Source organism: Paenibacillus koleovorans NBRC 103111, assembly GCF_004000845.1.
GTDB classification, from domain to species: Bacteria; Bacillota; Bacilli; order Paenibacillales; family NBRC-103111; genus Paenibacillus_AA; species Paenibacillus_AA koleovorans.
Genome location: NZ_BIMA01000125.1, coordinates 1 through 19718, shown reverse-complemented (window position 1 = coordinate 19718; position 19718 = coordinate 1). Strand labels below are relative to the sequence as shown.

Annotated in this window: 24 protein-coding genes; 17 read left to right on the top strand and 7 right to left on the bottom strand. The window is 57.8% G+C overall.

Annotated features, from left to right (window positions below; translation table 11 throughout):
- Window positions 1-276 precede the first annotated feature (276 nt).
- Window positions 277-981, top strand: coding sequence for a cytochrome c biogenesis CcdA family protein (locus PKO02S_RS27230; protein WP_246067472.1), 705 nt, complete (start codon window positions 277-279; stop codon window positions 979-981).
- Between the two features lie 14 nt (window positions 982-995).
- The gene (locus tag PKO02S_RS27225; protein WP_127588182.1) at window positions 996-1523 is read left to right on the top strand and encodes a TlpA family protein disulfide reductase; all 528 of its coding nucleotides are present in this window, start codon (window positions 996-998) and stop codon (window positions 1521-1523) included.
- A 47-nt stretch (window positions 1524-1570) separates the two neighbouring features.
- On the opposite strand, the gene PKO02S_RS27220 is transcribed toward PKO02S_RS27225, so the two are convergent.
- Window positions 1571-2647, bottom strand: a complete 1077-nt coding sequence (locus tag PKO02S_RS27220) for a YVTN family beta-propeller repeat protein (RefSeq protein ID WP_164821716.1) — start codon at window positions 2645-2647, stop codon at window positions 1571-1573.
- A 133-nt stretch (window positions 2648-2780) separates the two neighbouring features.
- On the opposite strand from PKO02S_RS27220, the gene PKO02S_RS27215 reads away from it, so the two are divergent.
- Genes PKO02S_RS27215 through PKO02S_RS27200 form a run of 4 tightly spaced genes read left to right on the top strand, consistent with a single transcriptional unit; the run spans window position 2781 to window position 5559 of the window.
- Window positions 2781-3743: a sulfurtransferase gene (locus PKO02S_RS27215; protein WP_127588180.1), complete on the top strand. Its 963-nt coding sequence runs from the start codon at window positions 2781-2783 to the stop codon at window positions 3741-3743.
- A 12-nt stretch (window positions 3744-3755) separates the two neighbouring features.
- Complete coding sequence (locus PKO02S_RS27210) at window positions 3756-4154, top strand: rhodanese-like domain-containing protein (RefSeq protein WP_127588179.1); 399 nt, start codon at window positions 3756-3758, stop codon at window positions 4152-4154.
- Window positions 4151-4411: a sulfurtransferase TusA family protein gene (locus PKO02S_RS27205; protein ID WP_127588178.1), complete on the top strand. Its 261-nt coding sequence runs from the start codon at window positions 4151-4153 to the stop codon at window positions 4409-4411. Before PKO02S_RS27210 ends, PKO02S_RS27205 begins: the two co-directional genes overlap by 4 nt.
- A gap of 29 nt (window positions 4412-4440) precedes the next feature.
- Window positions 4441-5559 (top strand): YeeE/YedE family protein, encoded by a 1119-nt coding sequence (locus tag PKO02S_RS27200; protein WP_127588177.1) that lies wholly within the window; start codon window positions 4441-4443, stop codon window positions 5557-5559.
- A gap of 7 nt (window positions 5560-5566) precedes the next feature.
- On the opposite strand, the gene PKO02S_RS27195 is transcribed toward PKO02S_RS27200, so the two are convergent.
- The gene (locus tag PKO02S_RS27195) at window positions 5567-6934 is read right to left on the bottom strand and encodes a BaiN/RdsA family NAD(P)/FAD-dependent oxidoreductase (RefSeq protein ID WP_127588175.1); all 1368 of its coding nucleotides are present in this window, start codon (window positions 6932-6934) and stop codon (window positions 5567-5569) included.
- A 139-nt stretch (window positions 6935-7073) separates the two neighbouring features.
- Between PKO02S_RS27195 and PKO02S_RS27190 the strand changes: the two genes are divergently transcribed.
- The 4 genes from PKO02S_RS27190 (at window position 7074) to PKO02S_RS27175 (ending at window position 9553) form a co-directional block, all read left to right on the top strand.
- Window positions 7074-8003, top strand: coding sequence for a hypothetical protein (locus PKO02S_RS27190; RefSeq protein ID WP_127588173.1), 930 nt, complete (start codon window positions 7074-7076; stop codon window positions 8001-8003).
- 18 nt (window positions 8004-8021) lie between these two features.
- Window positions 8022-8459, top strand: a complete 438-nt coding sequence (locus PKO02S_RS27185) for a DUF3905 domain-containing protein (protein WP_127588171.1) — start codon at window positions 8022-8024, stop codon at window positions 8457-8459.
- 129 nt (window positions 8460-8588) lie between these two features.
- The gene (locus tag PKO02S_RS27180; RefSeq protein WP_127588169.1) at window positions 8589-9023 is read left to right on the top strand and encodes a BrxA/BrxB family bacilliredoxin; all 435 of its coding nucleotides are present in this window, start codon (window positions 8589-8591) and stop codon (window positions 9021-9023) included.
- 161 nt (window positions 9024-9184) lie between these two features.
- Window positions 9185-9553 carry a P-II family nitrogen regulator gene (locus PKO02S_RS27175; RefSeq protein ID WP_127588167.1) on the top strand — a complete coding sequence of 123 codons (369 nt, stop codon included), beginning with the start codon at window positions 9185-9187 and terminating at the stop codon, window positions 9551-9553.
- Between the two features lie 363 nt (window positions 9554-9916).
- Here PKO02S_RS27175 and PKO02S_RS27170 read toward each other — a convergent pair whose 3' ends face one another.
- Window positions 9917-11608, bottom strand: coding sequence for a methyl-accepting chemotaxis protein (locus tag PKO02S_RS27170; protein WP_127588165.1), 1692 nt, complete (start codon window positions 11606-11608; stop codon window positions 9917-9919).
- Window positions 11609-11788: 180 nt separating this feature from the next.
- Window positions 11789-12706, bottom strand: a complete 918-nt coding sequence (locus PKO02S_RS27165) for an aldo/keto reductase (protein WP_127588163.1) — start codon at window positions 12704-12706, stop codon at window positions 11789-11791.
- A gap of 208 nt (window positions 12707-12914) precedes the next feature.
- On the opposite strand from PKO02S_RS27165, the gene PKO02S_RS27160 reads away from it, so the two are divergent.
- The 6 genes from PKO02S_RS27160 to PKO02S_RS27135 all read left to right on the top strand — a co-directional run bounded on the left by PKO02S_RS27160 (window position 12915) and on the right by PKO02S_RS27135 (window position 16698).
- Complete coding sequence (locus PKO02S_RS27160) at window positions 12915-14216, top strand: ammonium transporter (RefSeq protein WP_127588161.1); 1302 nt, start codon at window positions 12915-12917, stop codon at window positions 14214-14216.
- Window positions 14217-14279: 63 nt separating this feature from the next.
- Window positions 14280-15089, top strand: a complete 810-nt coding sequence (nadE, locus tag PKO02S_RS27155) for an NAD(+) synthase (protein WP_127588159.1) — start codon at window positions 14280-14282, stop codon at window positions 15087-15089.
- Window positions 15090-15095: 6 nt separating this feature from the next.
- The gene (acpS, locus tag PKO02S_RS27150) at window positions 15096-15575 is read left to right on the top strand and encodes a holo-ACP synthase (RefSeq protein ID WP_127588157.1); all 480 of its coding nucleotides are present in this window, start codon (window positions 15096-15098) and stop codon (window positions 15573-15575) included.
- A 45-nt stretch (window positions 15576-15620) separates the two neighbouring features.
- Window positions 15621-16010 (top strand): RelB antitoxin-like protein, encoded by a 390-nt coding sequence (locus tag PKO02S_RS27145; protein ID WP_246067471.1) that lies wholly within the window; start codon window positions 15621-15623, stop codon window positions 16008-16010.
- The gene (locus tag PKO02S_RS27140) at window positions 16003-16221 is read left to right on the top strand and encodes a type II toxin-antitoxin system HicA family toxin (protein ID WP_127588153.1); all 219 of its coding nucleotides are present in this window, start codon (window positions 16003-16005) and stop codon (window positions 16219-16221) included. Before PKO02S_RS27145 ends, PKO02S_RS27140 begins: the two co-directional genes overlap by 8 nt.
- 204 nt (window positions 16222-16425) lie before the next feature.
- The gene (locus PKO02S_RS27135) at window positions 16426-16698 is read left to right on the top strand and encodes a winged helix-turn-helix domain-containing protein (RefSeq protein WP_127588151.1); all 273 of its coding nucleotides are present in this window, start codon (window positions 16426-16428) and stop codon (window positions 16696-16698) included.
- A 59-nt stretch (window positions 16699-16757) separates the two neighbouring features.
- Here the strand turns inward: PKO02S_RS27135 and PKO02S_RS27130 are convergent, their stop codons facing one another.
- The 3 genes from PKO02S_RS27130 to PKO02S_RS27120 form a co-directional block, all read right to left on the bottom strand.
- Window positions 16758-17111 (bottom strand): c-type cytochrome, encoded by a 354-nt coding sequence (locus tag PKO02S_RS27130; RefSeq protein WP_127588149.1) that lies wholly within the window; start codon window positions 17109-17111, stop codon window positions 16758-16760.
- 119 nt (window positions 17112-17230) lie between these two features.
- Entirely contained in the window at window positions 17231-17854 is a 624-nt protein-coding gene (locus PKO02S_RS27125) for a hypothetical protein (RefSeq protein WP_127588147.1), read from the bottom strand.
- Window positions 17855-17871: 17 nt separating this feature from the next.
- Complete coding sequence (locus tag PKO02S_RS27120) at window positions 17872-18726, bottom strand: AraC family transcriptional regulator (RefSeq protein WP_127588145.1); 855 nt, start codon at window positions 18724-18726, stop codon at window positions 17872-17874.
- A gap of 73 nt (window positions 18727-18799) precedes the next feature.
- On the opposite strand from PKO02S_RS27120, the gene mutY reads away from it, so the two are divergent.
- Window positions 18800-19718, top strand: a 919-nt coding sequence (mutY, locus tag PKO02S_RS27115) for an A/G-specific adenine glycosylase (protein ID WP_127588143.1), incomplete at its 3' end; no start/stop codon positions are given.

Sequence of the window (19718 nt, the reverse complement as noted above, 5' to 3'; positions counted from 1 at the left end):
TCTCGCCATCTCGCCATCTCGCCATCTCGCCATCTCGCCATCTCGCCATCTCGCCATCTCGCCATCTCGCCATCGCGCCATCTCGCCACCTCCGCCGCCTTCTTGACCGCCGATCCACCGCGCGGACTAAGGAGCCGGCTATTCTTTTGCACGAAGTATTGAATATCACAGAAATCCATTGTATACTTAAAACCGAGTAATCAAGTAGGAATTATAAATTCGAGGTGAGGGCGGTCCATTCGGCCGCCCGTTTGCCTATCCGCGAGGGGAATACGCATGATAGACTATGTATTGGCTTTCTCCGCAGGGCTCCTGTCGTTTTTGTCGCCGTGCGTGCTGCCGCTTATTCCGCTGTATTTCAGCCATTTGATTGGAACCAGTGTATCCCGGATCGATTCTGGCAAGGTCAAGCTGCAGCTATTGGTGAAGTCCTTGTTTTTTACGGCTGGGTTTTCGATTGTGTTCATTTTGCTAGGCGTTTCCGTGGGGGCGATCAGCAGTCTGCTTTCCGATTATCTGGATTACATCCGGCGTATCGGCGGGGTTTTGATTATTTTGTTCGGCCTGCATATGACAGGCGTGTTCAAGTTTAAGTTTCTGTACAGGGAGAAAAGATGGCTTTCGCAGGGCACGGGAAACAAGGGTGGAAACGCGAGTTCTCTAATGCTAGGCATGGCGTTCGCCGTCGGGTGGACACCGTGTATCGGTCCGATTTTATCCTCGATCCTCCTCTACGCGGGAAGCATGGAGACGGTCAAGCAGGGCGTGCTGCTGCTCGTGCTGTATTCGCTCGGATTCGCCGTTCCGATCGTGCTCGCGGCTATATTTGTCGGGAATCTCACGGGGTACATCAAGAAGCTCTCCAAGTATATTCCGGTCATCTCCTTGATCAGCGGTCTCATTATGATCTTGATTGGAGTGTTGGTGTTCACGGATAAGCTGGAGGTTTTCAGTAAATACGGCAGCCTGTTTAATCTATAAAGGAGCGTGGGAGGATGAAGAAAAACTTGCTAATTGGGGGCATCGCCTTAGTGCTGCTCCTCTCCGCCGCATATATCACCCGTCATTACAAGCTCAGTGAGCCTGAAATGGCAGCCGGTTCAACAACGAAAGTGGAGACGGCTGATTTTACTTTATCCGATCTGGATGGAAACCAGGTGACCCTGCAGGAGCTTCGAGGGAAAACCGTATTCATCAACTTTTGGGCGACTTGGTGTTTGTTTTGCGTGGAGGAGATGCCGGACATGGAGAAAGTGTACCAGGCGTACAAGGAGCGAGACGTCGTCGTACTGGCGATAGCCGTGGGAGAGAACCGCAAGGAAGTCAGCGACTATTTGCAAAATAAAGGATATACGTTCCGCATTTTATTGGACCCGGATAAGAGCGTCACGAATGCTTATGATGTCCAGTCGATCCCGACTTCCATTTTCATCGATAAGGAAGGCCGTGTGTCGCAGAAGCGAGTGGGCGCAATGGATGAAGAGAAGATGAGGGCCGCGATTGATCGGATGCTTGCCAAATGAAGAAAGCCCCTCGCCTCGGTTGGAGGAGAGGGGCATCCGTGTGCGTATCAGCAGCTGCCGCCGATGCCGGGTAGCGCCTTGATGGAGATGCCGTGAGGTTTGTCGCCGACCTTGATACGTTCGCCGGCCGTGCGGGCTTCCGTATCGATCACGACGACCTCGCCTGAACCGCTTAATGTGACATAAACTTTCGTCTGCTGGCGATTGAACGAGACGTGTCTCGCCCCAGCCAGGCCGTTTATCGTCTGCACAGGCTTGCCTGAGGCCAAGTCGATGAACGTAACGGCATTGCCTTCCATCGATGTGACGATTGCGGTATTCCCGTCCTCGCTGACGACGACGTCGGTCGCTCCGGCGGCGGCCGCTATTTTCGATTCCAGCTTGCCGGTTTCCGTGCTGTACACTTCCAAGGTGCCGTCCCCAGCGGCCGGTACGAACAGCTTCTTGCCGTCATCGCTGACTTTGATCGCGCGAGGCGTTTTGCCGGTAGCGATCGTCTGCAACGTTTGCTTCGTTTTCACATTGACGACATACACCTTGTTGTTCTCATGATCGCTGACGTACAGCTTGTCTCCGAACAAGCTCATATAGTTGGTCTTGGCGCCATTGCCGAGGTCGATCGTGCCGGTCTCCTTGCGTTCCTTCGTATCGATCAAATAAATGAACTGATCGGCTACGGCGGCAACATAGAGCGTCTTGTTGTCCGGCGACAGCACCATGCCGTGCGGCATCGGCCCTACGGGAACCTCCTTCTCCACTTTAAGCGTTTGCGTGTTGATGATGGATACGGTGCTGCTGTGCATGTTGGCTGCATAAGCTTCACGCATCGTGCTGGAGAAGACGACGGTGGAAGGCGCTTCGGACAGCTTGACCTTGCCTACGACCTTGCCGGTCGGGATGTCGATAACCGATAGATTGTTGTCGGTCTCGCTGGGCACGTAGAATTGGACGGCCGTTAATTTGCCTGCTTCCGTCCGGACGGAGCCGGACGACGCTTCTCCGGTTGCCCCGCCGTCGCCGACTTGAAGCCGGGCCTTGGCCTGTTCCTTCGTCTCCATGGCGCATCCGCCGAGCAGCACGGCAAAGGCGATGCAGAGGGCGGCTATTGATGTAACTCTCTTCATTGGTCTGAATCCCCCGTTTTTCGTAATTCTTAAAATAAACATTGTAATACACTCGGAATAGTTGTATTATACGGTAGAACTCACTAATTTGGCAAGAAATTAAACAGATGCAATCGAGGGGAGAGACATTTCCATGAGGAGTAAGTTAGCGATTCTATCACTGGTGTTATTGGCGGGTATCGCTTCCGCCTGCGGCAACAAAACGGGGAGCGGCACGACGAACGGAGCGGGAGGCGGCACAGCAGCCACACCGACCCCGACTGCAGCAGCGGCTACGTATCCGAACGCCCAATTGCTGGCGGACGTAAAATGGGTGGAAGAGCATGCCAAGGATGCGAACCTGAAGATCATCGATGCGCGGTCGAAAGGCTATGATCAAGGACATATCCCGGGTGCCGTATCGGTCAATGCGGGACTCTTGAAGGATGCGAAGAATAACACGATCGTTTCGAATACCGCATTTACGGAGCTGTTCCAAAAAGCAGGCGTCAACAGCGATTCCATCGTTCTGGTCTACGACGAAGGCGGCGCGGGTAACGCGGCAACCCGTATCTTTTACGGACTCGAGTATTATGGGTTGAAGGATAAAGTGAAAATACTGAACGGCGGGATCCTGGCATGGACCAGCGCAGGTAAAGATCTGTCGACGGATGTTCCTGCTCCGGCCAAAGGCAACTTCACGGCGGTGGCGAACGAGAAGCTGATCACGACGAAAGCGCAGCTGCTGGCCGCGAACTTGGCTCAATGCACGATTGTGGACACACGCTCCTCCAAGGAGTTTACCGGGGAAGATCTTCGAGGGAACAAGAATGGCGGTCACGTGAACGGCGCGGTCAATACCGAATGGAGCGAAGCGATCGACCAGAACCCGGCGGACGGAGTACCGAAGTTCAAGAGCAACAAGGATTTGACCGATATTTATACGAAGGCCGGCGTTACGGATAAAGAAAAAACGATTATCCCTTACTGCCAGACGAACATTCGCGGCGCTCATACTTACTTTACCTTGAGACTGCTCGGCTTTAAGGACGTTCGTCCTTACGAAGGCTCCATGGCGGAATGGGCGAATGCAGACGACGCTCCGCTCGTAAAGTAAAGGAGTGACGGCATGGCACAGCGCATAGAGGATGTGTCCCACCTGGACTGGCGGGAATTGAAGGACGTACTGGAGGCTGCGGATCGAACGGCTGTCGTGATTGACGTTCGTGAGCCGGAGGAGTATGAGGAGGCCCACATCGAGGGGCTTCCCCTCATCCCGATGGGCGATATCATCGATTGGACGGAAACGCTGGATCCGGAGCGCGAATATATATTCGTTTGCAGGAGCGGGCGGAGAAGCTTCGAAGTGGCCAAATATTTTCAGAACAACGGGTTCGGCCATGTGCACAATTTTCAAGGCGGCATGCTAAGCTGGATCGGTGAAGGCAACGACGTAGCGAAAGGCTCGGCGGCGCCGATCGAGAGCTTCGAGCTGCCTCTAACCAAGAAGGGAGATAACGAACTATGAGCTTGAGCGAGAAGGAACTATTCGCCCTTAAACCGGATCATATCGTGGATGCAATCGGTGAAGTATGCCCGCATACGCTTAATTTGGCTCTGGACGGCTTGAAGAAAGCAAAGTCCGGTGAAATCGTGGTGGAAGTGACGGATCACAGCATCGCGACCAAGACGATCCCGGCTGCCGTCAAAATGAACAAAATCGGAGAATTTCTAGGTGTAGCGAAAAAAGGCGGAGAGTATCACATTTTCATCAAGAAAGCTTAATTTCGATTAATACAAGGTGGTAGACGCAGGTGGCCTATACTTGGGATGTATTTTTACTAGCTGCCTTCTTCGGCTTTGCGTACGGATTTCTGCTGCAAAAGGCGGACTTCTGCTTCGTCGCTTCGATCCGGGACTGGATTAGTGTCCGAGATACCCGAATCCTTAACGGGGTGCTGGTACTGATCGGCACATCGCTGCTCGGGTGGATGATCGTGATGTTGATCGGCGCGCGAGGGATTTCCGATCTGTGGACCGTACCGATCAGCTGGGGAAATTTATTAGGCGGCGTCTTATTCGGAATTGGCATGACGGTCGCCGGCGGCTGTGGCTCTGGTACGCTGTACCGCTGCGGCATGGGGTACGTGCAGTTCTGGCTCGTATTGGCCTGTGCGATTGCGGGCAATCTGCTGTTCGCGCTGGTGTACGACCCGTGGGGACGCGATGTGCTCGAACCGCTGACGATCGCCGAATCGGGTTACACGCTGTTCAATCTGCCGTTGCCGGTGTGGGTGCTGCCGATCGCGATTGTAGTCATCATGATCGGCATCTCCGTAGCGCGCTTCGGTGTGAGGGGATTCGTTCAAGGCATCAAAGAGGCGTTAACCGATTGGGAGCGTAATCCGTTCAAGCAATCGCACTGGGACATCCGTCTAGTGGCGTTTCTGATCGGAGTTACGGCTACCGTGCAGTTTGCGCTTATGTCGAACGTCGGGATCACGGGGCCGGAGACGCGCATCGGCGCCGTAGCGGTCGCCCAGGTGTTCGGAGACGATTTTGTATACAATAACACGTATCTCAATGCGTTGTTCGCCGATTTCCCTCGAGTCGGACTCGGGCCGGAGGAGACGCTCGTTATCTTCCTCGTCATCGGCTCCTTGGTCGCTGCGCTGATGAGCGGCAGCTTCAAGCTCCGCTGGCCGCGCAGATCGCGCCTTCCGGCCGCCATTGCCGGCGGTCTGGTGATGGGCGTCGCCTCGCGGATCGCACCGGGATGCAACATCGCCAACGTCATCACAGGCGTAGGCGGGCTGTCCCTCAGCAGCGTGCTCGTGCTGGTCGGCATGATCATCGGCATCTTCCTCGTAGTGGCTTATGTGTTCAAAATGCCGCTTATGCTGTTCCAGAAGGATGATTCCTTCGGCGCTTAAGCCGCGATTAACGAAGCTCAAGCATCGCAGCCTCCGCCGCGCTCTTGCCCGCCGTATAGCCGGTCGAGAACGCGGCGGTTATGTTATAGCCTCCCGTGTACCCGTGAATATCCAATACCTCGCCGCAGAAGTAGAGGCCGGCCATCAGCTTGGACTCCATAGTCCGCGGGTCGATTTCCTTCAAGTTTACCCCGCCGCCGGTGACGAACGCCTCTTCAATCGAGAGGGTGCCGTTCGCGCCGACCGGAAAAGCTTTAACGACCTTCGCCAGATCCATCCACGCCAGCTTCGGAATGTTGTCGTATGTAAGCTCCTCGCGAAGCCCCGCCTTCTCTAGCAGCAAAGGGATCATCCGCTCCGCCAAATACCCCTTCAGCACGTTTTTGATCGCTTTCTTCGATTCCGTCTCCGCCAGCCGGAGCGTTTCCGTGTAGATCTCGTCCACCGACTTGGCCGGGTATAGATCGATCGTCAAAGGCACGGTTGCCCCAGCCGCCGCAGCAGCCCCAGCCGGAGCCGTTGGCCCAGCCGCCGCCGCAGGCGTAACTCCAGCCGCCGCCCCAGCGCCAGACTTGCTCTGAGCCCGCTGCTCCTTCAACTGCTTCACGACGAACTGGCTGCAGCGCAGCGCGATCGGGCCGGACAAGCCGAAGTGGGTGAAAAGCAAATCGCCCTCATGCTCGACAATCCGCTTCCCCTTCGCGTTCCAGACCGACAAGCTGACATCGCGCAGCGACAGCCCCTGCAGCTCCTTGCTGCGGATGAACGGCTCGCCCGACTCGAGCGGCACCTCCGTCGGGTACAGCTCGACGATCGTATGGCCGGCTCGCTCGGCCCAAACGTAACCATCGCCTTCCGAGCCGGTGTGCGGCACGGATTTGCCGCCTACGGCGACGATCACGGCATCGCTCGCCACCCGCTCGCCCGACCGCAGCCGCACGCCTTGCACGCGCCCGTCTTCATACAGCACCTCGGCGATCGGACTGTTCGTGCGGATATGCACCCCTTGCTCGCGCACCTTCCGGATCAAAGCGTCCACAACCGACTTCGCCTTGTCCGACACGGGGAACATTCGCCCGTTGTCCTCTTCCTTGAGCGCTATCCCCATGCCCTCGAAAAAAGCGACGATCTCTTTATTCCCGAACGTAGCCAGCGCACTGTACAGAAACCGCCCGTTGCCCGGGATATGCTTGATCAGCTCGTCCAGCTCCTTGGCGTTCGTCACGTTGCAGCGCCCACCGCCCGAGATGCCCAGCTTGCGCCCCAGTTTATCGCCTTTGTCCGCCAGCAGCACTTGCGCCCCATGCGCACTAGCCGCCACCGCCGCCATCAATCCGGAGGAGCCCCCTCCGATTACAATTACATCGTACCGCATGCCGAATCTCGACTCCTGCCCGCCCTGACATCATATATCCATGCTTCCATCTTAACGCACCATATGGGCCAAAGCCAAATCAACCTATATAATAAGATAGAGAGAATGGAACGGTAATTGAATGGGGGCGGGTGGGGTTATGACGGATATCGTGGAAATCGGGCCTTTGGTTGTCAAAAAGGAGCTGCTCCTGCTGCTTGCCTCGTTGGCGCTCGCATGGGCGGCGATACGGATCAAGCTGCGTTCGTTCGATGCGTCGGGAGGGGAAGGCGAGGCTCGACCCGGAGTGGGACCAGGAACAGCGATCCTGGATATGCTGGGGAGCGCCAGTTTCATCGTGCTGATCGTTTGGAAGTTCGGCCATTTACTGTTCCAGCCGAGCCTGCTCTGGGAGCGCCCGCTCGCGATCCTGCTCATGAACGGAGCCGAGAGGGAGGTCTGGCTTGGTCTGTTAGCCGCTGCCGCTTATATCGCGTACCGCGTACACAAATCCAACCTGCCTTATCAACTGCTGCTCGACATGGCGGCATTCGGCGCGGTGGCGGGCATCGCCTTACATGCCTTGCTGCAATGGCGATATGGCGCCGTCACCCCCCTGCCGTGGGGCATCCCCGACCCCTTCGGCGGCGGCAGCAAGCTTTACCACCCGCTGAACGTCTACATGCTGATCGTGGCACTCGCGGCAGGGGTCCGATTGTGGCGGCTATTAGGCACGGAGGAAGCGGGCACAGGCAAACTGGGCCAAGAAGCGGCGCTCGTCATCGGCATCGGAGGGATGCTCGTTACATTCGCGGACAAACCCGGCGATCCCCTGCTTCTTTTTTTGACCGGCGAGCAATGGGTGTACTTGGGTCTGGCGGCGATCGGAGTGATTTTTCCCGCAATGAAGCATAATAGGGGGAGAAAGGAGCTGACGAATCCACCTATGAAACCGGACAAGGACGCAGCAAACGGAGACTCCCTCGCCCAACGGGAGCACGCACGCGAGAGCGGGCAGACGCAGAAGAACGGACAAGACGGCCAAACGGCGGACAAGAAGCTCGAGGGCCCGAATCGGCCTTCTACATAAGGAGGGTTGACGAACCAGATGACCGACGAACAAAACAACAAGGACCAGCAGCAGCCGGGAATCACGAACGAGCAGCCGTCCCTTGATCCGTTCGAAATCAACTTCCTGCCTCAATTCGAGGAAGGACGCGGTCCCCGTGAAGCGTTCGTGAACGAACACGGCGTGGTGATCGGCGACCATATGTATGAATCGGCGAATTCGCCGCTGACGAATTGGACGAGCGAGACCGATCCGGCGATTATGGCCGGCGACCAGTGGGTGCATCCGTTCAAGGATATCGGCTTCCAGTCCGCCGAGAACCGGGAATACTTCGAGCATGGAATCCTTCCGTCTGCGACCGGGGCGATGTTCACGCATCCGGATAAGGACGTCGCATACCAGGCGGGACCGGCCGATACGCAGCCGCAGGACAACGGCGCGGCCCAGGACGTCGCAGATGGCGGAGACTGGAGCTAGCCGCCCGTCAGGCCGGTCATCTCGCCGGATGGGCGATTTTGGCATGCGTGGAGGAAGGCGGCGCTTTGCTTCTGAGGGACAGCGATGTATAATAGCGATATAGTCTGATTTCCGAAGGAGTGAAGCGACATGTCGATGTCTTTTGAATCCTATATGCGTGATATGATTACCCCGATGCGTACCGAGCTGACCCGTTTGGGGATTACCGAGCTGAAGACGCCGGAGGAAGTGGAAACGAATTTCGCCGATCAAGACGGCACTACTCTCGTAGTAGTGAACTCCGTCTGCGGCTGTGCGGCCGGCCAATGCCGTCCGGGCGTAGCGAAGGCGCTGCAGAACGAGGTTCTGCCTACTCGTCTGTTCACCGTTTTTGCCGGGCAAGACAAGGAAGCGACAGCCAAGGCGCGCGAATATTTCGCTCCTTACCCGCCGTCGTCTCCATCAATCGCGTTGATGAAGAACGGCGAGCTCGTGCACATGATCGAGCGCCATTCGATCGAGAACCGCTCCGCGGACGATATCGCGCGCGACCTCGTGAACGCATTCGAGAAGTATTGCAACTAAATCGTCCGCACCTGCGGTCGGCCCAGCCGCTCCTTCCTGCCTGCGCAGGAGGGGCGGCTTTATTTTTTTCCGCGAACCCGTCTTGCACGAAATGCCCAAACTCAGTAACATACTAAATAAGGAAATGCCGGGAGAGGCATTTGACCGAAGGGGGAGTCCGAATGAAGAAGATTGAAGCGATCATCCGTCCGGAGAAGCTGAGAGAGGTGATCGAAGCGCTGCGGGAAATTCAAGTGACGGGCTTCACTGTAACGCAGGCGCAGGGACGGGGCCAGCAGAAGAATGCGACAGGCGTGTACCGGGGCAAGGCGTATACCGTGAATTTGCACTATAAAGTGAAAATGGAAATCGTAGTGTCCGATTATAAAGTGCAGGAGACGATCCAGACGATCATCAGAACGGCGCAAACCGGCGAGATGGGGGACGGCAAAATATTCGTCATCCCGGTGCTGGAGATGTACAATGTGCGCACGGGCCAAGTCGACGAGACGATCGACGAGCTGCACCCGGCGACGGAGCGGCAGGAGTAGGCGGTCGCCTGATTAATTGTAGCTTGACTGTAGCTAGGTGATAGCTGACGGTAGCTAGACGATAGCTGGGCGGTCACGAGTAGGACATTTCGTATCTCTTAGCGAAGATAGCCAAGGATGGCCCGGTGGTCAGCGCAAATAGCGTTACGCCATCGCCAAGTAGACCCAAATTACCCTACATCGCCCTCCATCCACCCGCCCAGCCCGCCAAGTAAACAAAATTTACCCTACATTGCATCCTGACGACTGCTCCACCCGCCTCGCCTCAACATCTAAGCAGCAACTATGTCATCACCTCACCTTATTTTCTAATCGGACGACAAAAAAACGTCCCTTCACTTGCGGAGGGACGTTTTTTGTCGTCTAGTGCAGCTTGAAGCGGCTCAGCACGTTATGCAAGTCGTCGGCCAACCGGGACAGCGCGTTCGAGGAGGAGGAGATTTCCTCCATCGTCGCCAGCTGCTCCTCGGTCGCGGCCGAGTTGCTCTGGCACGAGGCGGCCACCTGCTCGCTCGAGGCGGCCACCGCTTCGACGACTTCCACGATGTTGCGGCTCGACTCCGCCAGCTCGCGTGCGGTCGATGACGTAGCCAACGCTTGTTGGGCGACAGCCGACACCGTCGAATCGATCCGGCTGAACATCTCGTTCACCTCGCGGGTGCGGACGAGGCCGGTGCCGACCTTCTCCGTGCCGTCGCGCATGGACACGACCGCCAGCTGCGTCTCCTCCACGATCGCTTCGATCAGCTCGGCGATCTGCTGCGCCGACTGGCGAGACTGCTCAGCCAGCTTGCGGATCTCCTGCGCGACGACGGCGAAGCCTTTGCCGTGCTCGCCGGCGCGGGCCGCTTCGATGCCGGCGTTCAGCGAGAGGATGTTCGTCCGGTTGGCGAGATCCGTGATAAGCGAGGAGATGCTGCTGATCTGCATAGAACGGTTGCCCAGTGTCTCGATGACCGAGGAGGCACGATCGACGGTCTGGTGCACCGATTCCATCTGCTGCAGCACCTCGCCGACCGCGACGGCGCCAGTCGAGCTCGCCTCCGAAGCCGATTGCGCCAGTCGGAGCACCTCCTCGTTCACTTGTGCGACCTGCGCAATGCCGGACGACATCGACTGGATCGAGCCGACCGCCTCCTCCATCTGGCGCTGCTCGGTCTCGGAGCTGACCGCAATTTGCTGCGTCGACTCCACGATCTGCTCGGTCGCTCGCGTCGTCTGCTCGGCGCTCGCCGTCAACTGCTCGGACGAGGAGGCGACTTGGATGGCGGTATCCTTCGCCTGCAGCAGAATCGAGCGCAAATTCAACACCATCTTGTTGAACGACTCCGCCATCTTGCCGAGCTCGTCCCTCGAGCGGAGCTCGATGACGCGGCTCAGATCGCCGCTGCCTTCGGCGATTTCGCGAAGCTGGGCGTTCATCCGGACGATCGGACGGACGATCATGCGGCCGAGGACTAGGCCGATGACGATGGCGGCAACGGCCACGAGGGCGAAGGACAAGACGATAGACATGATGAGCGAATCGCTTTCGCCCTTCCGGTCTGTCATGTCGGCCGCCCTTTCTTCATCGACTTTAAGAACCAGGGCGTTCATGCTGTCATCGACCTGCTTGCGGATCTGGCGCTCCTGCTCGAGATGAAGCGTCTGGGCTTCCTTCGTTTTACCGGCTTTCATAGCGGCGACCACTTGCTGGCTGATGCCGTAGAAGGCTGTGTATTTGGCTTGGATGTCGGTGAGAGCGGCTCGATCGGAATCGTCAAGCGTCGAACTGTTCAAGCTGGCGGTGAGCAAGGCTTTGATTTTCGCGTCTTCTTCGGTTAGCTGCGCGGTGTAGGCGGCGTCGCCGGTCAGCAAGTAGCCGCGCTCGTCATTGGAGATGCCGTTCATTAAAGACTGGATTTCTCGGAGGTTCAGCTGGAAGTCTGCATCCTGCAGCATTTCCTGGTAGCCGGAATGAGTGCCTTCGCTGATGAAATACGTGTACGCGTATTGGGTCGTCAACAAGACCAGGATTAAAGCGAAGGCTACGACTAATTTGATGCGGATGCTCATGCGATCCAGCTCCCTTTGTCAGTTAGGTGTTATGTATTTCGACTTTGTTCGACGCCAATTAATTCTACATTGCGCCCTGAAACCCTGCTGTTTTTCCTAATTTATGAATAAAAAATAGAGCCGGAAGGCATATACCTGCCACAGCAAGTTATGCATTCGACTCTTCTTGCGAAAGCGAGATTAGGGCCGGGCTTGCGGATGGTTATCCTCGGCCAAATCGGCTGCAAGCGCATTGGCGGTCACTTGGGCGGGGTTTTTGCAGCCTGGGATAACCGTTGTAACCGCCGGATGCTTGAGGCACCAGGCGAGCGCCCAAGTGGCCATATCGACACCGGCCGGCACTTCCTCGGCTTGGATGCGCTGCACCTCCTCGAGCTTGCGCAGCGTCGCTTCTTTATCGTGATTGTGGCGCACATCCGTCGGGCCGAAAACGTCGCCAGGCTTGTACTTGCCGCTCAAGTAGCCGCTAGCCAGAGGCACACGTGCCAGCACGCCCAAGTCCTGCTCCAGGCATATCGGGAACACTTCCTCTTCGGGTATACGGTCGAGACGGTTATAGACGACTTGAATCGCTTGGGAATTGATGCTGGAGGAAGCTTGCGTCTGATGGACGTTGGCGTTGCTGCCGATCGACGTGCCGAGATGCAGCACTTTGCCGGCTTGAACCTGCTTGTCCAGAGCAGTCCACAGCTCGTCGTTGTCGAACACCTCGTTCGGGCCGGAGTGGAACTGGTACAAATCGATATAGTCGGTCTGCAGCGCCTTTAGAGAGGCGTCCAGCTGCTTGACGACATCTTGGGCGTCGAAATGAGTGGTGCGGCTGAAGCGGTCGTGAAAATGATGGCCGAACTTCGTCGCGACGATCCAGCTTTCCCGGTTGCGGCGGGACAGGTAGTCCCCGATGAACGATTCGGACAAATGGTCGCCGTAGCACTCGGCCGTATCGAGCAAATTGATGCCGAGCTCGGCCGCGCGGTCGAGAATGGCGTCAACTTCCGGCTGCGAGAAGTTGATGCCCCATTCGCCTCCGAATTGCCATGTGCCGACGCCGACGACGGACACCTTCAGCTTGGTTTTGCCTAATCTGCGGTATTTCATTGTGGTATCTCTCCTTTATCTAATGGGAATATGGACAGACCACTTCATTGTAACATGGTTGCCAAATTAAGAAAGCTGTCAATTCGTCAGGTTTCCCGCCGTAGAAATTGTAATTTTATTATACTTTTATGTTAGGTTATCTGACATAGTCCGTTGACTAAACGGCATGACCTCCCTATAATTATGTGCAAAAGAGGGAGAGTGGGCTATGAACGCGGAACAAATAATGGCAATGAACACGATGTGGGTCGTGTTGGCTGCCGCGATGGTGTTATTTATGGAAGGCGGGTTCAGCCTGCTGGAGGCGGGGCTTGTCAGAACGAAGAACGCTGTAAACGTAACGATGAAAATTTTTGTCGACTTGACGCTCGGCGCTTTGGCCTTTTTCTTGGTTGGCTTCGGCTTGATGTTCGGAGCGGACACCGCAGGGGTAATCAGCTTTGATTTCTGGGGCGCTTCACAGCATTTGGAGCTTTCGCTCGACTTGCCGCTGGCTGCCTATGTGCTCTTCCAATTGGGCTTCGCCATTGCCGTCATCTCGATCATCTCGGGTGCGGTCGCGGAGCGGATGTCGCTCAAAGCTTACATGCTGATCGCCGTAGTGATCACCGCCATCATTTACCCGATCTCGGGACATTGGATCTGGAACGCCGACGGCTGGCTCGCCCAGCTCGGCATGAAGGACTTCGCCGGTTCGGCGGCGATTCATGCGCTCGGCGGCTGGTCCGCGCTGGCCATCGCCTATGTGCTCGGGCCTCGCAAAGGCCGCTTCAACTCCGACGGCAGCGTGAACGTCTTCGCGCCAAGCAACATCCCGCTTGCGTCCGCCGGCGCTTTCATCTTATGGTTCGGCTGGTTCGGCTTCAATGCCGGCAGTACGCTGAACGCGTTTGACACGAATTTGTCGTCCATCGCTCTGAATACGATGCTGGCGGCGGCTGCTGGCGGCGCTTCGGCGCTGCTGTACACGTTGTTCCGCTATGGCAAAGCCGACCCGAGCATGACGATGAACGGAGCGCTCGCCGGTCTGGTGGGCATCACGGCGGGGTGTGCGTTCGTATCGGCGTATGCCGCGATTTTGATCGGATTGGTTGCCGGCTTGCTAGTCATCTGGGGCACCTTGATGGTGGACCGGATGAAAATCGACGACCCGGTCGGCGCGGTTGCCGTCCACGGTGTTAACGGGACATTCGGGACGATTGCAGTCGGTCTGTTCGATAAAGGCGACGGTTTGCTCACTACAGGCAGTACGGAGCTGCTGCTCGTCCAGTTGCTTGGCGTTGCTGCGATCTCCGTGTGGGGAGTCGCCCTCAGCTTCGGTTTGGCCAAGCTGGTCAAGAGCACGATCGGCTTGCGCGTCTCGGCCGCGGAGGAAGAGGAAGGCCTCGATATGGCGCTGCACGGCATTCCGGCGTACAACGATTTGGAGCGCTTCAGCGACCAGCCGGAGTATGCGGGGCTTGAGGCTTACGGGATCAACGTCGAGAAGGCGCCTGCTCACAAGCTATGAAATTGCAGGCGAGTAGGCTATACTGGTCATAAAGTAATTTCTGGATAAGGAAGTGAGTGTACCGTGAGCTTGCAGCAGGAAATCATCGCCAAGCTGGGCGTGAAGCCGCAGATCGACGTACAGGAAGAAATTCGCAAGCGCGTGGACTTTTTGAAAAAATCGGTTGTGGACGCCCATCTGAGCGGATTGCTCATCGCCATCAGCGGCGGTATCGACAGCGCGGTGGCTGCCGGGTTGTGCAAGACCGCGACCGACGAGCTGACGAAGGAGACGGGGCGGGAGTACATCACGCTCGGCGTTTTCCAGCCGTACGGGACGCAGAAGGACATCTCGGACAGCTATGCGGTTGCCGAGGCGTTCCAGCTGACGCATAAGGTCGAGACGAACATCGAGCAGTCGGTGGACGAGATCGCGCTCGAGGTGGAGTATGGGTTTAAGAACTTGGGCATTCCGCGGCATGTGAGCAAGGAGGGCAAAGGCAACATCATGGCCCGTACGCGGATGGTCGTGCAATATGCGCTTGCTTTCGACCTGCGGCTGCTCGTCGTCGGGACGGACCACGCTTCGGAGGCGATCACCGGCTTCTTCACGAAGTACGGCGACGGGGCTGTGGACGTCACGCCGCTCAGCACGCTGAACAAGCGGCAGGTGCGGCAGCTGGCGAGCGAGCTCGGCGTGCCGCAGAGCGTGCTCGACAAGGCGCCGACGGCCGGCCTGTGGGAAGGCCAGACAGACGAAGGCGAGCTCGGCATCACATACGAGGACAACAGCGACTATCTGGAGGGCAAGGAGATCGACCCCGCCGCTCGTGAGAAGCTGGAGCGGCAGTACTTGCGGACGGAACACAAGCGCGTTCCGATTCCAGGGGTGTAACGCGGTATGATCGTTGGCATCGGCACCGATCTGGTCGAGATCGCGCGGATCCGGCGCATCCTCGAGCAGCCGCACGGCCCGCGCTTCGTCGAGCGGCTGCTGACGCCGGCCGAGCGCGAGCTCGCCGCCGCGCGCGGCGGCGGTTCGCCCGGCCGGCTGGCGGAGTTCGTCGCCGGGCGGTTCGCCGCCAAGGAAGCCGTCGCCAAGGCGCTCGGCTGTGGCATCGGCCGGCAAGTCGGGCTGCAGGACATCAGCGTCCTCCCGGGTGCGCTGGGCAAGCCCGATTGCCGAGTGTCCGACGCCGCCTTGGCGCGGCTCGGCTTGGGCGGCGGCGCTGAGGGCGGCAGCGATGGCCCGGTTGGCGGCGAGCGGGCATCGGCGGCGGCCGCAGCTGCAGCTACGGCGGGATTGCGGATTCACATCAGCATTACGCATACGGAGACGACGGCGGCCGCTTTCGCCGTCGCCGAGCAAGCGAGGGAGTAGGCTCAGCCTCCCTCGCTTTTTTTGTTGGCGAGGGCAACTGCTGAAGTGCTCCCAATCGTTTTCGGGGGATTCATAGACTCCGTCATCAGAGACAAGCCGCAAGCGGTGAAACGGAACCGGGATATGGTGGTGGCTGTAGCGCGGGACCAGTTGGATTTGCTGTTATCGCCGTATGTGCTGACAGTAGAATATGAGGTTGGGGAAGATGGTCGCTATTATGGATCGTTTGAAGAAATCGACATTGTAGGTGAAGGGGAAACGCTGGAGGAATTGAAGCTCTCCCTGGCCAACGATGTGATCGAGTATGCACAGGAATTTTGGGAGGACATCGACCGGTATCGACACGCCCCGAACCGAAAGGCCCACTATCCTATCGTGTTCCGGATCATGCTGCAGGATAGCCCGGAGGGAGTGCTAAAATTCATCCGTGCCTAGTTGGAAAGACGTAAGAAGATTTTGTGAGAATGATGGTTGGGAGCTGTACAAGCAGACCGATCATTACTTCTATCGTAAGGAATCGCCCAACGGAAATATGCTCCGGGCGAAAGTCTCGATGGGTTCGGGAGAGAATGGGCCGCCATTATTCAATATTATTTTGAAGAAGCAGCTGCAGGTGGACAAGCAATATTTCAATTGCAAGATTTAGCCGATATGGAGCCGGAAGCTCCTTATGAAAAATTGGTTTTTCTTTGTCAACCCCAGCGTTGCACCGAGTTGCTTCGCATTCAGCCGTGTTTGACGGAAATGCTGGAGTAGAGCTTGAGAGGCCCTCGGGATCGGCTGTAAATGCTGAGCTCGGGACGAACGGTGGGTAACGAGTTGAACAGTAAAGGGGATTGTATACAAACGAATGGCGATACCGGCATACACAACATGGATGGCGCTGCTGCTGGAAGAGGTAAACGATGGGAAGGAGCATAAGTGGGAGGACGTGGTGGAGCGAATGGCGTTGCGGCTGCAGCTTGGGCCGGAGGAGCGGGCTCGGAAGACCGGCTGCGGGCGTCAACTGCAATACAAAAACCGCAGCGTCCTAGCCCGTACGAAGCTGATCCAGGATGGACTCCTGGTTGCGGGTGCAGGCAAGCGGACCGTGGCGTTGACGGCGGCGGGTCGCGAGGGTTAGGCGGCCGTCAACGCGAATTGATGCGGTCCGGTAATAGCGAAGGCAACGTCGGCCAGGGTTTACTTCAAGCCCGAAAGCCAGTCTCGGATGGCGGTAATTTCTTCGGGCTTGAGATTTTGGAAGGCGGGCATGCCGCTCCCGCCTTTGCGAATTTGCGTCTCGATCTGCTCGGAGGTCATGCGGGCCCCGACCTGCGTCAGATCGGTCTTCGGGCCGATCCGCCCCTGGAGGCCGTCGCCGTGGCAGGAGAGGCAGCTTTTTTTGTAGACGGTCTGCACGGTTGCCGGCGCTGCGCTCAGCAGCTCGGGTTTGCCGGCCTGCTCCTTGCTCGTGCTGCCTCCGCAGGCGGTGAGCGAGAGTGTCAGCCCCAATGCGGCGACAAACCATATATTGCGTGTACGAGAAAAGAACATAAAGGTCAACCTCCGTTCGGAGTTTCGATACTTAATGGCGAAACGTGTGCAAGGTGGAGGACTAGGAGGTTACCCGGCTGGCCGATGCGGACCAGACGCGGAAAATCCAGGCACAGAGGTCACCCGGCTGGCGGATCGGACCAGACGCGGAAAATCCAGGTGCAAGCGAATAGACTGGCGCCTCCGCAAGCCATCAGCACGAGCGGCGCGTAGCCGAGGAACCAGACGGCCACAATCGTAGCTAAGGCGAACAGCCAGACGCCGAGCAGCACAAGCTCGCGCCCGGCTGCGGCGCCGATGACGACGAAGATCAGCGCCAGCAGCAGCGCGCGGATCAAGTCGTATGCGATCAGGGCCGGCGGCTGGGCGTAGATCAGCAGGGCGGCGGACCAAGCCGCTCCGGCGATTGCCGCAATTGCAACAGGCGTCGTCCGCAATGCAGCGGCGGAAGCGTGAGTGGGATCGGAGGAAGTAGCGGTACCTGCGCTGGCACCTGTTGCTGTACTAGCTCCAGTTGCGGCAGAGGCTGCCGCAGGCTGCGCTCTGTGACCGGCGCCATTTTTTCGCCTACGTCCGTATACGACCGCGCTGCCCCCGAGTGCCGCCCACAAGCTGGCCATCACTGCGCTATCCTGCGGCTCCAAACTCCAAAAGTAGATCAGCAACGCCTCGAAGATCCATTGTGCCCCCCATATGTACAAATAAGCATTGTAGCGGCTTAACGGCCCCTTTTGCTTATCCATTCTCTAACTTCACCTCGCTATTGCCCAGGGTCGACCCGGTGTTTCTTGGCGTACTCCCGTGGGGAGAGACCCACTACTTTTTTGAAAATTCGGCTGAAATAAAATTCATCCCCGTAGCCGACGCTCACCGCAATTGACTTGAGCCGGTAATCCGACAGGACCAGAAGCTCCTTGGCTCGGTCCATGCGCAGATGGGTCAGGAAGTCGATGGGGCTGTAGCCGATGTATTTTTTGAACAGGCGCGAATAATGGCTCACACTTATCCCGGCCAACTGGGCCAACTGCTCGAGCGTAAGCGGCTCCTGATAATGCTGGGCCATGTACTCTTGGGTCAACTCGATCGAAGCGGTTGTGTCGCCGGCCATTTTCTGAGCGCGGAAGTCCTGGAGCATCGCCAGCAAAAACTCATGAAGCACAATGCTCCGCCGCATCGCATTTATATGCCCTCGTCGCTGCCAGAGCGCGAACAGCTGCTCCATCAAGTAGATGAGCTGCGGCGTATTTTGCATGGAATACATTCCCTGCAGCGGGAACGGGCATTCGCCCGTATTTCGGGAAATCCACTGTTCCTTCTCCTCATACGTTTCTTTATAATTGAAGCGTACGAAGTAGTATTCGATCGGCTGCTCCGGGTCGGAAGCCCGTTCGACGAGCATGCCGGGGGAGTAGAAGAACAGCTTGCCAGGTTCGGCGGGATACAGAGTGCCGTTGATGCGGAAAGTGCCTTTCCCTTTCACGATGAGCCAGAAAGAATGGTGGCGGATTGTTCGCTGAGGCTGCTTCCAAGCGACGCCTGTTTTCTGGTGGCCGACGAGCAGGAGCGAGAAGACGAACCTATTCAGTTGGGCCGCGATTTCGCCGGGCGTGAGCATGGAGGGGCCTCGCTTTGCAAATTGGGATCGTACTGCCGATTCCTACATTATATCGGATAGAAATGGAGACGTCATGGAACAAAGCTTGAATTTGATCAATTTCTCCGAGCCGTTGCTGGCCTGGTATCGCAAGCATCGCCGGGATCTACCTTGGCGACGGAGCCGCAATCCTTATTATATCTGGATTTCCGAAGTGATGCTGCAGCAGACGCGAGTGGACACCGTTATTCCGTATTATCACCGATTTGTGGACAAATTTCCAACGGTGGAGGCTTTGTCGACGGCGCCGGAGGAGGAGGTGCTGAAGCTGTGGGAAGGGCTCGGGTATTATTCGCGGGCTCGGAACCTGCAGGCGGCGGTGCGCGAGGTGCATGAGCGGTTTGGCGGGGTGGTGCCGGATACGCCGGAGGAGATTTCGTCGTTAAAAGGGGTTGGCCCCTACACGGCTGGAGCGATTCTGAGTATCGCCTACAACAAGCCGGAGCCGGCCGTGGACGGCAATGTAATGCGGGTGTTGTCGCGGTTTTTCCTGCTGAGCGACGATATTGCGAAGCCGTCGACACGGGTCGGCATTGAGAAGCTGGCGCGCAGCTTGATTCCCGAGGGGGCCGCCGGGGACTTCAACCAGGCGATCATGGAGCTCGGGGCGACGGTGTGCACGCCGAAGTCGCCGAGCTGCCTCACATGCCCGGTGATGGAGCCTTGCGCCGCCCGGCTGGAGGGGCTGGTCGAGGCGCTGCCGGTCAAGACGAAGGCGAAGCCGCCGCGGCCGGAAACGCGCCTCGTCGCTTTTGTGGAGGGCCCCGACGCGGGAGGGGGCCGGTTTTTGATTCGCCAGCGGCCGCAGGACGGGCTGCTGGCGCGTATGTGGGAACTCCCGCATGTGGCGGGAGTGGATGCGATTGCGGCGCTCGCGGGGAGCGCCGATGGGGGTGCGCGCGCCGCAGGCAAAGGCGCGCGGGGACGGCGCCGCGCCGGCGGCGCCGAGGGCG

Excerpts from the sequence above, each read along its gene's own strand:
- PKO02S_RS27230 (WP_246067472.1), top strand. The coding sequence starts at position 277 with ATGATAGACTATGTATTGGCTTTCTCCGCAGGGCTCCTGTCGTTTTTG.
- PKO02S_RS27225 (WP_127588182.1), top strand. The coding sequence starts at position 996 with ATGAAGAAAAACTTGCTAATTGGGGGCATCGCCTTAGTGCTGCTCCTC.
- PKO02S_RS27220 (WP_164821716.1), bottom strand. The coding sequence starts at position 2,647 with ATGAAGAGAGTTACATCAATAGCCGCCCTCTGCATCGCCTTTGCCGTG.
- PKO02S_RS27215 (WP_127588180.1), top strand. The coding sequence starts at position 2,781 with ATGAGGAGTAAGTTAGCGATTCTATCACTGGTGTTATTGGCGGGTATC.
- PKO02S_RS27210 (WP_127588179.1), top strand. The coding sequence starts at position 3,756 with ATGGCACAGCGCATAGAGGATGTGTCCCACCTGGACTGGCGGGAATTG.
- PKO02S_RS27205 (WP_127588178.1), top strand. The coding sequence starts at position 4,151 with ATGAGCTTGAGCGAGAAGGAACTATTCGCCCTTAAACCGGATCATATC.
- PKO02S_RS27195 (WP_127588175.1), bottom strand. The coding sequence starts at position 6,934 with ATGCGGTACGATGTAATTGTAATCGGAGGGGGCTCCTCCGGATTGATG.
- PKO02S_RS27190 (WP_127588173.1), top strand. The coding sequence starts at position 7,074 with ATGACGGATATCGTGGAAATCGGGCCTTTGGTTGTCAAAAAGGAGCTG.
- PKO02S_RS27185 (WP_127588171.1), top strand. The coding sequence starts at position 8,022 with ATGACCGACGAACAAAACAACAAGGACCAGCAGCAGCCGGGAATCACG.
- PKO02S_RS27180 (WP_127588169.1), top strand. The coding sequence starts at position 8,589 with ATGTCGATGTCTTTTGAATCCTATATGCGTGATATGATTACCCCGATG.
- PKO02S_RS27175 (WP_127588167.1), top strand. The coding sequence starts at position 9,185 with ATGAAGAAGATTGAAGCGATCATCCGTCCGGAGAAGCTGAGAGAGGTG.
- PKO02S_RS27170 (WP_127588165.1), bottom strand. The coding sequence starts at position 11,608 with ATGAGCATCCGCATCAAATTAGTCGTAGCCTTCGCTTTAATCCTGGTC.
- PKO02S_RS27165 (WP_127588163.1), bottom strand. The coding sequence starts at position 12,706 with ATGAAATACCGCAGATTAGGCAAAACCAAGCTGAAGGTGTCCGTCGTC.
- PKO02S_RS27160 (WP_127588161.1), top strand. The coding sequence starts at position 12,915 with ATGAACGCGGAACAAATAATGGCAATGAACACGATGTGGGTCGTGTTG.
- acpS (WP_127588157.1), top strand. The coding sequence starts at position 15,096 with ATGATCGTTGGCATCGGCACCGATCTGGTCGAGATCGCGCGGATCCGG.
- PKO02S_RS27135 (WP_127588151.1), top strand. The coding sequence starts at position 16,426 with ATGGCGATACCGGCATACACAACATGGATGGCGCTGCTGCTGGAAGAG.
- PKO02S_RS27130 (WP_127588149.1), bottom strand. The coding sequence starts at position 17,111 with ATGTTCTTTTCTCGTACACGCAATATATGGTTTGTCGCCGCATTGGGG.
- PKO02S_RS27125 (WP_127588147.1), bottom strand. The coding sequence starts at position 17,854 with ATGGATAAGCAAAAGGGGCCGTTAAGCCGCTACAATGCTTATTTGTAC.
- PKO02S_RS27120 (WP_127588145.1), bottom strand. The coding sequence starts at position 18,726 with ATGCTCACGCCCGGCGAAATCGCGGCCCAACTGAATAGGTTCGTCTTC.